10 protein-coding genes are annotated in these 14,876 nt (G+C 59.6%); 8 read left to right on the top strand and 2 right to left on the bottom strand.

Annotation, left to right across the window (positions count from 1 at the left end; all coding sequences use genetic code 11):
• Positions 1-222: 222 nt before the first annotated feature.
• Positions 223-555, top strand: coding sequence for a PadR family transcriptional regulator (locus WCA10_RS06515; RefSeq protein WP_472821697.1), 333 nt, complete (start codon positions 223-225; stop codon positions 553-555).
• Between the two features lie 16 nt (positions 556-571).
• On the top strand, positions 572-3,274 hold the full coding sequence (locus WCA10_RS06520) for an ADOP family duplicated permease (RefSeq protein WP_472821698.1): 2,703 nt from the start codon (positions 572-574) through the stop codon (positions 3,272-3,274).
• A gap of 581 nt (positions 3,275-3,855) precedes the next feature.
• Here WCA10_RS06520 and WCA10_RS06525 read toward each other — a convergent pair.
• Positions 3,856-4,473: a superoxide dismutase gene (locus WCA10_RS06525; RefSeq protein ID WP_472821699.1), complete on the bottom strand. Its 618-nt coding sequence runs from the start codon at positions 4,471-4,473 to the stop codon at positions 3,856-3,858.
• Positions 4,474-4,753: 280 nt separating this feature from the next.
• Here WCA10_RS06525 and WCA10_RS06530 point away from each other — a divergent pair, with 280 nt between their 5' ends.
• From WCA10_RS06530 to zwf, 6 genes are all read left to right on the top strand, one after another.
• Complete coding sequence (locus WCA10_RS06530) at positions 4,754-7,204, top strand: glycoside hydrolase family 15 protein (protein WP_472821700.1); 2,451 nt, start codon at positions 4,754-4,756, stop codon at positions 7,202-7,204.
• A 42-nt stretch (positions 7,205-7,246) separates the two neighbouring features.
• Positions 7,247-9,244: a transketolase gene (gene tkt / locus WCA10_RS06535; protein ID WP_472821701.1), complete on the top strand. Its 1,998-nt coding sequence runs from the start codon at positions 7,247-7,249 to the stop codon at positions 9,242-9,244.
• A 120-nt stretch (positions 9,245-9,364) separates the two neighbouring features.
• Positions 9,365-9,832: a ribose 5-phosphate isomerase B gene (rpiB, locus tag WCA10_RS06540; RefSeq protein WP_472821740.1), complete on the top strand. Its 468-nt coding sequence runs from the start codon at positions 9,365-9,367 to the stop codon at positions 9,830-9,832.
• A gap of 72 nt (positions 9,833-9,904) precedes the next feature.
• Complete coding sequence (locus WCA10_RS06545; protein WP_472821702.1) at positions 9,905-10,516, top strand: HAD family hydrolase; 612 nt, start codon at positions 9,905-9,907, stop codon at positions 10,514-10,516.
• 22 nt (positions 10,517-10,538) lie between these two features.
• On the top strand, positions 10,539-11,444 hold the full coding sequence (gene gnd / locus WCA10_RS06550; RefSeq protein WP_472821703.1) for a phosphogluconate dehydrogenase (NAD(+)-dependent, decarboxylating): 906 nt from the start codon (positions 10,539-10,541) through the stop codon (positions 11,442-11,444).
• Positions 11,445-11,581: 137 nt separating this feature from the next.
• On the top strand, positions 11,582-13,141 hold the full coding sequence (gene zwf, locus WCA10_RS06555) for a glucose-6-phosphate dehydrogenase (RefSeq protein ID WP_472821704.1): 1,560 nt from the start codon (positions 11,582-11,584) through the stop codon (positions 13,139-13,141).
• A gap of 1,024 nt (positions 13,142-14,165) precedes the next feature.
• On the opposite strand, the gene WCA10_RS06560 is transcribed toward zwf, so the two are convergent.
• The gene (locus tag WCA10_RS06560) at positions 14,166-14,792 is read right to left on the bottom strand and encodes a ribonuclease HI family protein (protein WP_472821705.1); all 627 of its coding nucleotides are present in this window, start codon (positions 14,790-14,792) and stop codon (positions 14,166-14,168) included.
• Positions 14,793-14,876: the final 84 nt, after the last annotated feature.

Below are 14,876 nucleotides of genomic sequence, written 5' to 3' on the forward strand. Positions count from 1 at the left end.
CCAAAAATCGTAACTTTTCCTTCATGACCGGCTCCCTTCCGCTTGTGGCTCTGAACTGTGCGTCCTTCTGAACTCACAGCCTAACCCACGATCAGCGCATCGGTGCCGGTCACTCCATACTGACTGTCGTCGGCGGTTTAAGAACAAAGCCCTCATGGTCTTCGTGTGAACTTTTTGCGGAACCAACCAGGGGCACCTATCGTATTCCGATAAGAGACTGCCATGAGCCCACAACGAACCGATCTTCTCCGCGGCACCTTGGATCTGCTGATCCTGAAGACCCTGAACCTGGAACCTCTGCATGGGGTAGGCATCTCGCGGCGCATAACGCAAATCACCCGCGAAGCATTTCAGGTGAGCTTTGGGTCACTCTTTCCTTCGCTGCACCGCATGGAAGAAAAGGGCTGGGTCGAGGCAGAATGGCGCGCCTCTGAGAACAATCGCCGGGCCAAGTACTACCGCCTCACAGCTTCGGGCCGCGCACAGCTCAAGGCAGAAGAGCGGGAATGGAACCAGGTGGTCAAGATCATGACGGCGGCGGTGGAATCCGCATGAACCGAATGGAGACATCATGCCGAGCCGAATCGTTAGTTTATTCCGGAATCTCCTGCGCAAGAACACAGTCGAGCAGGCACTGGACGATGAGCTTCAGTCTTCGGTGGAGTTGCTGACCGAGGAGAAGGTGAAAGAGGGGCTTTCGCATTCGGAGGCAAGGAGGCGAGCGCTCATCGAACTTGGTGGCATCGAGCCAGTGAAAGCCAAGGTTCGAGAGATACGGGTGGGGCGCCTGCTCGAGAACTTCGCCGCGGACTTGCGATTCGCCTTGCGCCGGCTGCACAAGTCGCCTGGGTTTACGCTCGCGGCCGTGCTCACGCTGGCCTTTGGCATCGGCGCAACGCTCACCATCTTCTCCATCGTCGAAGGTGTATTCATGCGGCCTTTGCCTTTTCTTGAACCGGACCGGCTGGTGATCCTGGGGAATATTCCCGAGGGAGTGCCCCCGGCCGGAGGCGCCCCGCATGTTACGGCTCCGGCGGTTGGCATCTATGCACGGACGACCGGGGCATTCACTGCGATGGGCGCCTATCAGCAAAGGGGATTTGAGCTGTCGGGCCAGGTGGAACCGGCTGGGATCATGGCCGCTCGACTGAATGCGACGGTCTTTCAAGTGCTCGGCGTCGCCCCTGTGTTGGGTCGCACGTTCACCCAGAAGGAGGATGACGGGGGGCAACAGGTGGCGGTGATCAGCTACGAGATGTGGCGCGGCCGCTTCTCGGGCGATGCGAACATTCTGGGAAAGAAGATTCTGCTCGATCGCAGAAGTTACGAGATCATCGGCGTCATGCCGCGCACATTTGAGTTCCCGCTGGTTCCCGGGCAGGTGAATCGGAGCGAGCTGTGGGTTCCAATGAGCTTTACGCAAGGCGAACTCGTAAACCAGGCCGGAAGCTGGAACCATTACTTGATAGGGCGGCTGAAGCCCGGTGTGACGGCGGAGCAAGCCCGCCAGAGCCTGGAGCCAGTGGGCCCGGAGATCGTAGGGCGCTTGCCGTCGGCTGGCCATTCGATGCGCATCCACGCGCGGGTAGTGAGCCTGAAAGACGCGACCGTGTCTGAGGCGAGGCCGCTGGTGCGGATGCTCTTCCTTGCTGTGGTCGCGGTACTCCTGATTTCCTGCGCCAACCTTGCGGGTCTTCTACTGGTCAGGGTCATCCGCCGCCGTCATGAGACTGCGGTTCGCAGGACGCTAGGCGCGAGCATGACCAGGATCCTCTGCGAAAACCTCATCGAGTCGCTCTCACTCAGCCTGGCCGGCGGTCTGGGCGGCCTGGTTCTGGCATGGGCTGCTCTCCGTGTGGGGACTCGCTTTCTTCCCGAGACGCTTCCTCGTATCAGCGCCATCGGCCTCGACTCCGAAGTTGTCGGATTCGCACTTCTGCTGGTCGTGCTTACGGGCCTGGTCTGCGGCGCCTTACCGGCAGCCGCGGCGGCGCGGACCAACCTGAACGACCACCTGAAGGAAGGCGGCCGAACGGAAACGCCGGCCGGCAGCCAATCTCGGCTGCGTTCGGTTCTCGTGGTATGCGAGCTCGCAGCAGCGGTGGTGCTTCTTACGGGAGCCGGATTGCTGCTGCGCAGCTTCGAGAAGCTGCGCGAAGTCGATCTCGGTTTCAGCACAGACCGCTCGATGACGGCGTTTTTCGGGCTGCCCGGTCAGCAATACTCCAACCAGGCTGCCGTTGACGTGTTCGACCGGGAACTGTTGCAACAGCTTCAGGCATTGCCGGGTGTGGAGGCAGTGGGGGTGACCACAGCAATGCCCGGCGGAGGCGCGGACAACACGACTTTCGTTCCGGAGGGTTACGTTCCGCCGGCAGGAGCTGGCCTCAATCTGGCCTGGAACGGCACGGTTCTGGGCGACTATTTTCAGGCCGCGGGCATTCCTTTGCTGCGAGGGCGCTCCTTTCGCGACTCCGACACCGCCAGTGCTCCTCTGGTCGTGATTGTGAACCGCACTCTGGCCGAGAAGTACTGGCCGCACCAGGATCCAATCGGGAAGCGCCTCTACATTGGCGTGGCGGGATCGCCCATGCCCTGGCAAACGGTTGTCGGAGAGGTGGGCGACATCAAGCAGAGCGGCGCCGATCAGGCCACGTTGCCCCAGTTTTACCAACCGGCGTCTCAGCTCAAACCATCCATAGGCAGGTATGCGCCTCCAAACATGTTGTACGGGAACTACGGCACCGTTGTGATGCGCGGTGCGTTGCCACCGGACCAGATGGCCGAGGGTCTTCGCTCCATCGTCCACTCCATTGACCCGCGGTTGCCGCTCATTCATGTTGCATCCATGGAGCAACTGGTGCGGGAGGGCCAGGGATCGCGGCGCTTCAACACAGTGCTCATCTCCAGCTTTGCCGCTGCCGCCGTGCTGCTGGCCATGCTGGGGATTTACAGCGTGATCGCCTTTTCCGCAATGCAGCGTACACATGAGTTCGCCATTCGCCTGGCGCTCGGCGCCACGCGGGCCAACTTACTGCACGTCGTTTTGAGCTCCGGGATAAGGCTGGGCCTGGCGGGCTGCGCCATCGGAGCCATCGGAGCTGTATTTGCGATGCGCTTGTTGCGCGCGTTGCTGTTCCAGGTCAATCCGCTCGACCCCGTGGTTCTGGGGTTGGCAACAACTGCGATCCTGGTCCTCGTGCTCGCAGCGTCTCTCATCCCCGCGCGCCGCGCGGCTTCGCTCGAACCGATGCAAGCATTGCGCAGCGAATGAAATGCGATGACCAGCATCGCCAGAACCCGTGCCGATCTAGCCGGGACCTGTCCGTGCTTGAATTCCGCGTGAGCCGAAGAGCAGTATCATGCTGGGTTGAATCATCAGCTTGTTCGGCAACTCCAGCGCAGAAATGTGGTGGAGCAGGCCCGGACGATGAAATGCGGCCTTCGCTGGATCTCTTCAGATCGCGCGGGGGACTTGTGGCGAAAATATTCCAGCGATCTTACGGCGGACCCCGAAAGGCAACTGCAGGTTCCTCCACTGCGCTTCTCCACCCAGCGACAAAGACCCGTCGCCGGGGACCCCGGTTTCGCTCCGGTCGGAATGACATATTGTCGATTGCGATGTTGTGGAGTTGGTTGGGATTGAAGCGAGCGGGCGACCCGGTCCCACTCATCGCGATGAAGCCGCGATGAATGGGGCACAAAGCTAGTTTTCAGTTATCAGTCATCAGTTGTCAGTCTCCATACCAGGACGCCGAGGTTTGAATCATCGAGGAACTCATTCGGACCTACCGGTTTCAACCAAGCCTGGATGCGAAAACAGAGAACTGACAACTGACGACGGAGAACTGCCTTTTACTTTTTTGCTTTTTCGAAGCGCTTGGCTACTTCGGTCCAGTTGACTACGTTCCACCAGGCGGCCAGGTAGTCGGGGCGCTTGTTCTGGTATTTCAGGTAGTAGGCGTGCTCCCAGACGTCGTTGCCGAGAATGGGATAGATGCCCTGGCTGAGGGGTGAGTCCTGGTTGGCGCTGGTGATGACCTTGAGCTTGCCGCCCTGAAAAACGAGCCAGCCCCAGCCAGAGCCGAACTGCTTGGCGGTGGTCTCATTGAAAGTTCTCTTGAAGGCTTCAAAATCACCAAAATCCGTGTTGATCTGGTCAGCGAGGGCGCCAGTGGGCATGCCGCCGCCGGATTTGGGCGGGGCCATGATGGTCCAGAACATCGAGTGGTTGGAGTGGCCTCCGCCGTTGTTGCGGACGACGCCGCGGATGTCTTCGGGAATGGCATTGAGGTCGCTGATGAGGTCGTCAACCGATTTGGCGGCCAGATTGGGGTGGGTGGCGAGCGCGCCATTCACGTTGTTGATGTAGGCCTGGTGGTGCTTGTCGTGGTGCAGCTTCATGGTCTCCGCGTCGATGAAAGGCTCGAGGGCGGCGTAGTCGTAAGGAAGCGGTGCAAGTTCGTATGCCATCGGGGAAATCTCCTCAGTTGGGATTGTACTGTTTCAATGGAAGGTCATCGCAGGGTGTGTGGATGCGCCGGGTGCGATGTATCCGAGCAAGAGCGCAACAAATGAAACCGGCCATTCATATTGGCGGGCGGTGCCCCATGTTTGGATGGATGCGGTAAGAGAGTGAGAGGGTTCGGAGGAATCGGTGTGAAAATGGAAACCTTGGGGGATGTGGGAACATCCCTAAGGATGTTGAAGAGCGAGAATTGAACTTCCCTGAACGTTCTACCAGTGTGAATCCATGAATAATGATCGACCGTCGTACCGCTGGCTTGACCAGCAGGGTGAGGCTTTTGGCGCGCCCGGACTGCTGCCGCGCTGGACTTCGAGCGTGAAAGACGCGGTGGGAACCGCCTATTCGGCTTCGAGCCGGGTGTGGTTTACCTGCTCGCATGGCATCTTGAACGAGATCTACCACCCCACGATCGACAGCGCCCAGGTGCGCGATATGGGGTTCCTGGTGACGGATGGGGAGACGTTCAAGCACGAGGAAAAGCGCGACCTGGTGTCGACGTTCGAGTACATTCACCCGGAGGCGCTGGGGGTGCGCTACATCAATCGCGACCCCGGCGGCCGATACACGCTGACCAAGGAGGTTATTTGCGATCCGCACCACAGCGTGATTCTGCAGCATGTGCGGCTGGAGGGGCACGAGGACCTGATTCCGCGCCTGAAGATTTATGCGTTGCTGGCTCCGCACCTGGACGGCGGAGGGGCGGGCAACACGGGGAGAGCGCTGGACCTGGCGGGCCGGAAAATGCTGCTGGCCTGGAAGAACCAGTGGTCGCTTGCCATGGGAGCGAGTTGTGGGTTTTCGCGCGTGAGCTGCGGATTTGTGGGGACGAGCGACGGGTGGCACGATCTTCGCGATAACTACGTGATGGATTGGGAATTTGGTTCGGCCTCGAACGGAAATATTGCATTGTTCGGCGAGTTGAACCTGGGTGCCGCGGGGACCGACGGTGTGCGGGAGTTTGTCCTGGCTTTTGGTCTTGGCGAAGGGAACCATACCGCGCTTCAAAAGACAGTGAGTGCGTTGGCCACGCCGTTCGATCAACATCGCGACCGGTTCATTGCGCAATGGCACCGGCTGGCCAATCCCGAGTGGCTGGCGGTGAAGGCGTGCGACGGCGGCAAACTGATGCGGGCCAGCCACAACGTGCTGCTGGCGCACGAAGACAAGACATTTTCGGGGGCGTTCGTGGCTTCGGCGTCGATTCCGTGGGGACAGGCGCATGGGGACGACGACCTGGGCGGCTATCACCTGGTGTGGACGAGGGACATGGTGCAGACGGCGACGGCGTTGTTGGCCTGCGGACGCGCGGAGACGGCGCGGAGGGCGCTGGTTTACCTGGCCTGCACGCAAAAGCCCGACGGTGGATTTGCGCAGAATTTCTGGGTCGACGGGCGGCCGTACTGGTCAGGCGAGCAACTGGACGAAGTTGCGTTCCCCATTATCCTGGCGTGGCGTTTGTGGAAGGCGAATGCGCTGGGCGAGTTCGAGATTTTTCCGTTTATCGAGCGCGCGGCGGGATACCTGGTGCAGCATGCGCCCATTACCCACCAGGAGCGGTGGGAAGAGAACGCGGGCTATTCGCCTTCGACGCTTGCAGCGGTGATGGGCGGCCTGATCTGCGCGGCGGACATGGCGCGCGCCCACGATGCGATGGAGATGGCGGTGTTTCTGGAGGAGTTTGCCGACTGGATCGAGCGGCATCTCGAAGAGTGGACTGTGACCAACAACGGCGTGCTGCTGCCGGAAATTAAGCGGCATTACATGCGCATCCGGCCTCCGGAAAAGGGCGAAGCGTACGCCTGCGAAAGCTGCGGGACGGAGATGATCCACATCAATAACCGGCCTCCGGGTGCGCAAACGGAGTTTGAAGCGCGGGAGATTATTGACGCGGGATTTTTGGAACTGGTGCGTTATGGAGTTCGCCGTGCCGACGATCCGCTGATGATTGATTCGCTGAAAGTGGTGGATGCGGTTTTGAAGACCGATCTCCCTCAGGGGCCCGGGTGGCACCGGTACAACTTTGACGGCTACGGACAGTGCCCCGATGGCGGACCGTTTCAGGGGTGGGGACAGGGACGCGTGTGGCCGCTGTTTACTGGGGAGCGCGCGCATTATGAACTGGCAGCGGGAAATGATCCTTCGCCGCTGATTGCGACATACGAGCGATTTGCGACGCTGGGCCAGATGATGCCGGAGCAGGTGTGGGACGAGGCGGATCGGCGGGGATTCGAGACCGGCAAGCCGGCGGGTTCTGCGGTGCCGCTGGTGTGGGCGCATGCGGAGTATCTAAAGCTGCTGCGATCGGCAGTGGACGGCAAGGTGTTTGACCGCATTGACAGCGTGTACGAGCGCTACTGCGAACCGGATGGGAGAAAGAAGCGGCGCGCCAACCTGGAGTTTTACAGCAGGCGGCGGCCGATCCAGAAAATCAAGGCGGGGGACACGCTGCGCATTCTCGACGACGCGCCATTTGAGGTGGTTTGGACGACGGACCAATGGAAGACAACGCAAAGGACAATGGGCCGCAGTCTTGGCAGCGCGGGCCACAGCGTGGACCTTTGCACCACTCCGAACCTTGCGAGCGGTGTTCTATCATGGACTCTCCACTGGCGCGAGCAGGATAGCTGGCTTGGGTACAACGTGGACATCAGCATTGAGCCTCGCGACGAGGCTTAAATTTCCGCAGCATTTTTTCGAAAGGAATGGGAATCGAGTTTTATGGCAACTCTTGCGGATCTTTCACTCGACGAATTATCGATTGATACCTTGCGTCTGCTCGCTGTCGATGAGGTGCAGAAGGCCAATAGCGGCCATCCCGGCGCGCCGCTCGGGTGCGCCCCCATTGCCTACCTGTTATTTCATAAAATCATGAAGCACAATCCGGGGAATTCGAAGTGGCCGGACCGCGACCGCTTTGTGCTGTCGAATGGGCACGCCTCCGCGCTGCTGTATGGCACGCTTTTTCTCTCCGGGTACAAGGTGACAATCGAGGATCTGCAGGCGTTTCGGCAGTGGCACTCGCGCACGCCGGGACATCCCGAATACGGCGACACGGACGGCGTGGAAGTGACGACGGGGCCGCTGGGGCAGGGATTGGCGATGGCGGTGGGAATGGCGATTGCGGAGAAGCATCTTGGCGCCGTCTACAACAAGCCCGGCTTTGAGATTGTGAATCACCACACGTACGTGCTGTGCGGTGACGGCGATTTGATGGAAGGCGTTTCGCACGAGGCGTGCGCGCTGGCCGGAACGCTGGCTCTGGGCAAGCTGATCGTGCTCTACGACGACAACCTGATCTCGCTCGACGGTCCAACAGAGCTGAGTTACAACGACGATGTGCTGGAGCGCTTCGAGGCGTACCACTGGCACACGCAACGGGTTGGCGACGGCAACGATTTGAAAGCCATTGAAGCGGCGATTGAAGCGGCCAAGGCGGAGACGGGCAGACCTTCATTGATCGCTGTGCGCACGGTAATCGGCTACGGCAGTCCGAAGGCCGGCACCAACAAGGTGCACGGCGAGGCCCTGGGGCCGGCGGATACCGCGGCGACGAAGAAATTTTACGGTTTCCCGGAAGACCAGAGCTTTTATGTTCCCGACGATGCGTTGAAGAATTGGCGCAAGGCTGTCGATCGCGGCGCCACGGCGGAAGCAGAATGGCAACACCTCTTCACGCATTACGCGGCGGAGTTTCGCGACCTGGCGGTTGAATTCGATCGCACACAGAAGGGGCGGCGCAAGAAAGATTGGGAGAAGGCCATTCCCTCGTTCCCGGCGGACAAGAAGCAGGCTACGCGCAATGCGGGCGGCACGGTGATGAATGCCGTGGCCGATGTTGTGCCGGAACTGTTTGGCGGCGCGGCTGATTTGACTTCGTCGACGAAGACGATCTTCAAGCCGGGGGCAAGTTTCCATGTCGATCCCGCCGGACGCAACGTGTTTTTCGGCGTGCGCGAGTTTGGCATGTGCGCAGCGGTGAATGGCATGGCGGTACACGGCGGCCTGGTGCCGTTCGGCTCGACGTTCTTTACCTTCTCTGACTATTGCAAGCCTGCGCTGCGACTGGCCGCGTTGATGAAGTGCCACTCGATCTTTGTGTTCACGCACGATTCGGTTGGTTTGGGTGAAGATGGACCAACCCACCAGCCGATCGAGCACCTGATGATGCTGCGCGCCACGCCGGGGCTTACCGACTTTCGCCCCGCCGATGCCAACGAGACGGCGGCGTGCTGGCGGCTGGCGCTGGACCGCACGACGCCGAGCTTTTTCGCACTTTCGCGGCAAGACCTGCCGGTGATCGACACGACGAAGCATGACGTGTATGCGAGCGTGAGCAAGGGTGGGTACGTGCTGGAGGATGCAGGGGACGCGAAGGTGATTCTGATTGCGACGGGCTCGGAGGTTTCGACGGCGCTGGATGCGGCGAGGCTGCTGGCGGGCGAAGGGATTGCAGCGCGCGTGGTGAGCCTGCCGAGCTGGCGGATTTTCGACGAGCAGACAGCAGCGTACCGCGCGAGCGTGCTGCCGGCGGGGATTCCAAAGCTTGCGGTAGAAGCAGGCGCGACGCTGGGCTGGTGGAAGTATGTTGGCTTGGATGGCGATGTTGTGGGTATTGATCACTTCGGCGCGTCGGCACCAGGGCCAAAGGTGATGGAAGAGTTTGGATTTACCGGGCAGAATGTGGCGGCGCGGGCGAAGGCGCTGGTGAAGAGATAGGGACCAGGAAGTAAGGGACCGAGGGACATAGGGACTAGGGACAAAGGGACATAGAGACAAGGGAATGGGGGGCCAGGATTTCTTGACTGACTCCGCTCCCACCAGGCGAAAGGATTGAAAGTGAAGTTAGTGATTGCGTCGGATCATGCGGGGTTTGAGTTGAAGGAAGAAGTGCGAGCTTACCTTACGCGTGAAGGGCACGAGATTCTCGATCTGGGTGCGTACAAGGTTGAGCCGCAGGACGACTATCCCGATTTTGCGGAGCGCGTGGGCGAAGCAATTCGCGCGGGAGAAGCGCCGCGCGGGATTCTGATTTGCGGTTCGGGAGTGGGCGTCTGCGTGGCGTCCAACAAGATTCCCGGCATTCGCGCGGGCATGTGCCACGATACCTATTCCGCGCACCAGGGCGTGGAGCACGACGATATGAATGTGATCGTGCTGGGCGCGCGGATTGTGGGAGCGTCGCTTGCCTACGAGCTTCTGGATGCATTCATCAGGGCCAAGTTCATCACCAATGAGCCACGGTTTACCCGTCGTTTCAAAAAGGTTCTGGCTATCGAGGCAAAGTATCAACGCAGTTCCAACTAAGGACGTTATTTGTCTTCAAAGAAACACTCCGGCAGCGACTAACCACTGTTCACTGATTTTTGAGAGACGCCGATGTTCCCCTTCGACGTAATTCTTTTCGATGTTGGCGGAGTCCTGCTGACCAATGGCTGGGACCATCGCGAACGCGCGGCAGTGGTGGATCAATTTCAACTGGATCGAGCGGAGTTTGAGCGGCGGCACGTGGTGCAGAACGATGCGTGGGAGCGCGATGCGATCGGCGCGGCGCAGTATCTTGACGCAACAGTATTTTATGAGCCGCGCAGTTTCAGCAAAGACGAATTTATGGCTGCGATTTTTGCGCAATCGAAAGCGTTGCCCAACGGGGCGCTGGGAATCCTGAGCGAGTTGGCCGCATCCCATAAGTACATGCTTGGTGTTTTGAACAATGAAGCGCGGGAGCCGAATGAACACCGGTTTCAGGTTTTCGGATTACGCGATCGCGTGGATATGGCCTTCAGTTCGTGCTATCTGGGACTGCGCAAGCCTGATCCGGCGATCTATCGCCGCGCCCTGGATATCCTGGGGAAGCCGGCAAAGCGCACGTTGTTCATCGACGATCGCGCTGAAAACGCAGCCGCGGCCGCGAGCGCGGGAATGCAGGTAATTTGCTTCACCGGAGCGGATGCTCTGCGCAGCAGCCTGCAGACATTGGAAGTTCTTTAACCGGATTGGAAGGGAGATCGTTATGCAACTGGGATTGATTGGTCTGGGCAAGATGGGCGGCAACATGGCGGAGCGGCTTCGCCTCGGCGGGCACCAGGTGATCGGCTTCGACTTCAATGCGGAGGCAGTGCAAAAGCTCACCGCCTCTGGCAATGTGGGCGTGAGTTCGCTCGAAGACATGGCCAAGAAGTTCACCGGCCGCAAGGCGATCTGGATCATGGTGCCGCAGGGCAAGCCGGTCGACGACACCATTGCCAAGCTCGAGCCGCTGCTGAACAAGGGCGACATCCTGATCGATGGCGGCAACTCGAATTACAAGGATTCGCAGCGCCATTACAAGGAAGTGACGGCGAAGGGATTCCAGTTTGTCGATGTCGGCACGTCGGGCGGCGTGTGGGGATTGAAGGAGGGCTACAGCATGATGGTGGGCGGCGACAAGGAAGCCGTCGAGTATCTGCGGCCCATCCTGGAAACGCTGGCCCCTGGAAAAGAGCAGGGCTGGGGCCATGTGGGTCCGGCCGGTGCGGGGCACTTTGTGAAGATGGTGCACAACGGCATCGAGTACGGCCTGATGCAGGCGTATGCGGAGGGCTTCACCATCATGGAGAAGAAGGAAGAGATGAAACTCGACCTGGCGCAGATCTCGCAAATCTGGCGCTTCGGCAGCGTGGTGCGAAGCTGGCTGCTGGATCTGACGGCGGATGCGCTGAGCAAGAATCCGAAGCTCGATGGGCTTGAGGCTTACGTCGCGGATTCGGGCGAAGGACGCTGGACGGTATTCGAAGCCATTGATCTGAATGTATCGGCGCCAGTGATTACCGAGTCGTTGATTCGGCGCATTCGTTCGCGCGAAGAGAATAACTTTACCGACAGAATGCTGGCGATCATGCGGAACGCGTTCGGGGGACATGCGGTGAAGAAGGACTGAAGGACAGTTCTTAGTTCTTAGTTCTTAGTTCTTAGTTCTTAGTTCTTAGTTCAAAGTTAGTTTGAACCGGTAACAGTTCTGTAACTGTGAACTACGAACTTTCTACTCTGAACTCAAGCGACACGGAGGTGGAGCGTATGGCATCAGCAACTGTGCAAATGAAGATTCGTCCGGAGGATTTGTCGCAGGTTCCGAAGAGCGGCGAGCGGATTCCGAATCCGGGGATCCTGGTGATTTTTGGCGCTTCGGGCGATCTGACCAAGCGGAAGCTGCTGCCTGCGCTGTTTCATCTGGAGCAGGATGGGTTGCTGCCGAAGAACTTTGCCATCGTCGGGGTGGCGCGGCGGGCGCTGGGGGATGAGTTTGCGGCCGACATGCGCGAGGGCATCATCGAATTTGGAAAGGCGGATAAGGCTGATCCGCGGCTTGAGGAGTTCGCGAAAAAGATCAGCTACTATGCGCTCAGTTTCGACGACGCTTCGCACTACGCGGGATTGAAGCAGGAGCTGGACAAGATTGCGGCGGAAAAGAACATCGGGCCGGACCGGTTGTTTTATCTGGCGACGGCTCCGGAGTATTTCACGCCGATTATTGAGAACTTGGGCGCGCAGGGGATGGCTCAGCCGGAACAGGGGCGCGTGGGCGTGGTGATCGAGAAGCCGTTCGGGCACGATCTGGATTCGGCGCGCGATCTGAACCACCAGGTGAACGCGGTCTTCCACGAGCACCAAGTGTTCCGCATCGATCACTACCTGGGCAAAGAGACGGTGCAGAATATTTTGGTGTTTCGGTTCGGGAACGGGATTTTCGAGCCGATCTGGAATCGCAATTACATTGACCACGTGCAGATCACGGCGGCGGAGACGCTGGGCGTGGAGGGACGCGGGCCGTTCTATGAGAAGGCCGGCGCGCTGCGCGACGTGGTGCAGAACCACGTGATGGAGCTGCTGAGTTTTGTGACGATGGAGCCGCCATCGAGTTTCGATGCGGAGGCGGTGCGCCGCGAGAAGGTGAAGGTGTGGCGCGCGATTCCGAGCATTCCCATCAAGGACGCGGTGAGGGGGCAGTACGGCCCGGGCGTGATCGAAGGGAAAAAGGTGGTTGGCTATCGCGATGAGGAGCGCGTCAATCCCGAGTCGGGGACTGAGACATACGCGGCTGTGAAACTTGGAATCGAGAACTGGCGCTGGGCGGGCGTGCCGTTTTATCTGCGTGCGGGCAAGCGGATGAAGAAGCGCGCGACAGAGATCAGCATCCAGTTCAGGCAGCCGCCGCTGCTGATTTTCAATCGCATGCAGGCTAGCGGACCGTGCACGGATATCCAGCCAAACCTGCTGACCATTCGCATTCAGCCGAATGAGGGAATCGCGCTGCGCTTTGGCGCGAAGGTTCCCAACACGCCGAATATGTCGGTGTGCCCGGTGAATATGGACTTCGATTACGCGGCGGCGTTTGGCACTTCGACTGCGAACGGATACGAGCGCCTGCTGCTGGATGCGATGCTTGGCGATCAGACGCTGTTTGCGCATCGCGATGGCGTGGAGGTGACGTGGTCGCTGTATACGCCGATTCTGGAGGCGTGGGCGGCGAAGAATCCCGAGGTGTTTCCGAATTATTTTGCGGGGACCTGGGGGCCGGATTGCGGGGATCGGCTGCTGGAGCGCGAGGGGCACGTTTGGCGGAATAATATCGGGTGAGTGCGCGAGCCAGAGGTGCGGTGCCGTGTTTTGGCGTCTGTGCCTGTTCATCATGCTGGACTCCCATCCAATTCGCACCTACGCGAAATGGATGGGAAGATGCGAGACCAAGTGAGTCGACAATCCGGTAAGGACCCGCATGTTATCTGCAAGTGCTCTCACTTCGCACTCCCTTTCCTCAATCGAGTAGTCGGCTTCACTGGTCGTTCTTGCAATTTTTTGGCAACTGGTATGTCGATCTAGTTCGCATGGATCAGTCTCTGAGAATCGTAAAGGACCGCAATGCATACATGGTCGACGGACCGTCCGATGCCGAGCTAGAAGCTGCTGGTCTGCGAAGGGGCTTTGGGGCCTTCGTGGAATTTTCGCGCGTTGTTGCACTCTGGGCGACAGGCGATTGCGATCACCGCGACGTGCCTAAGTGACGGCCGAAACAGTTCCGTATCACGCTCGCTTGAAACGGTTGGGCGTTTCGCTGCACTAACTTAGGTGAGATATGGGCCGCCGACGAGCATCGACCGCCCGGCGGCGTCTGCCACCTTCGTGGTACTGGTCGCAACTCCTGCGTGGGGGACGGTTTTGCTTCCTATAGGCGTCCAATGGATTGGACACACATTTATGAATACTCTCAGGAACAAATCGACCATTCCGCTTGATCATGCTGTGCTTTGCCTGGACTGCAATTGTGTGAGCGATGCCAATCGCGAGTGCCCTGCGTGTTCGTCGCGGGCGCTGATGAATTTGAGTGTTGTGCTGAATCGCCCAACGGAGTTTGTGGAGTACGCTCGGCTGGCGAACGCGGCGTAGCGACGATTCTCTTCCGGACCTTCAAAACATAGTTGCGCGTGGGTTCGTGGTTTCCCACTCATGCGCAAAAGGCGCGCATGAATGGGGCACCCGCCGGTTTTGAAGGGGATAGGTTTTGCAGGTCTCAAAAGGCGAGGCCTCCCCGGTTCCCAATAGCGAGGGACCGGGGGCACCCTCATTCCGGTTTGGAGAGCGCGCGGGGATCAGGACTTGACGCCTACTTTTTCGTGATCTTTACGAAGGTGCCATCGGGGAGGTCACCTTCGAGCAGGTGGACGACACCGCCTTTTACATATCCCTCAAGGACTTGGGTGGCTGCGGGCGTTGAGGCGGGATTTTTGGCGGGGCCGTGTGAGGTAGGATTTGGACTGGGTCTGCCGGCTGCGGGCCGGCCGGTTCCCTGGTCCATGGCTTCGTTGGCGAGTTGATCGGCTTCTTTGTTGCCGCCGCGCAGGGTGTGACGCATCTCGAAGCGCTCGAGCTGGCGGGCGAGGAGTCTGGCCTCCTCCCATAGGGGCCGCAGTCCGGGGCTGGCTACTTTGTACTGGCCCTTCATCTGCTTGACCATCAGCTCGGAGTCGGAAACGACGCGAAGCTGGCGCGCGCCATGCTCTTTTGCCCAGGCAAGGACAGCCAGAAGTCCTTTGTATTCAGCATAATTGTTTGTCTGGCGGCCGAGGAATGCGCTCAGGCGGGCGACCACCTTGCCGGCCGGGTCTTCAATGACGGCGCCGAAGCCGGAGGGGCCGGGGTTGCCGCGCGATCCGCCATCGCAATGTGCGGTATACCAGCCGGCGGATTCACCGGGCGCGGCTTCCATTCCCGCAAAGAGACTCTCGTTCATGCTCCCCAGTGTAAAGCCATCTATCCATGCACCCAGCCCGGAGGGCGCCCTCTACGCATTGTCGATTGGGGACGGGTTACGGGC

Origin of the sequence: Occallatibacter sp. (genome assembly GCF_049582745.1) — a bacterium.
GTDB lineage: Bacteria > Acidobacteriota > Terriglobia > Terriglobales > Acidobacteriaceae > Telmatobacter.

Excerpts from the sequence above, each read along its gene's own strand:
- WCA10_RS06515 (WP_472821697.1), top strand. The coding sequence starts at position 223 with ATGAGCCCACAACGAACCGATCTTCTCCGCGGCACCTTGGATCTGCTG.
- WCA10_RS06520 (WP_472821698.1), top strand. The coding sequence starts at position 572 with ATGCCGAGCCGAATCGTTAGTTTATTCCGGAATCTCCTGCGCAAGAAC.
- WCA10_RS06525 (WP_472821699.1), bottom strand. The coding sequence starts at position 4,473 with ATGGCATACGAACTTGCACCGCTTCCTTACGACTACGCCGCCCTCGAG.
- WCA10_RS06530 (WP_472821700.1), top strand. The coding sequence starts at position 4,754 with ATGAATAATGATCGACCGTCGTACCGCTGGCTTGACCAGCAGGGTGAG.
- tkt (WP_472821701.1), top strand. The coding sequence starts at position 7,247 with ATGGCAACTCTTGCGGATCTTTCACTCGACGAATTATCGATTGATACC.
- WCA10_RS06545 (WP_472821702.1), top strand. The coding sequence starts at position 9,905 with ATGTTCCCCTTCGACGTAATTCTTTTCGATGTTGGCGGAGTCCTGCTG.
- gnd (WP_472821703.1), top strand. The coding sequence starts at position 10,539 with ATGCAACTGGGATTGATTGGTCTGGGCAAGATGGGCGGCAACATGGCG.
- zwf (WP_472821704.1), top strand. The coding sequence starts at position 11,582 with ATGGCATCAGCAACTGTGCAAATGAAGATTCGTCCGGAGGATTTGTCG.
- WCA10_RS06560 (WP_472821705.1), bottom strand. The coding sequence starts at position 14,792 with ATGAACGAGAGTCTCTTTGCGGGAATGGAAGCCGCGCCCGGTGAATCC.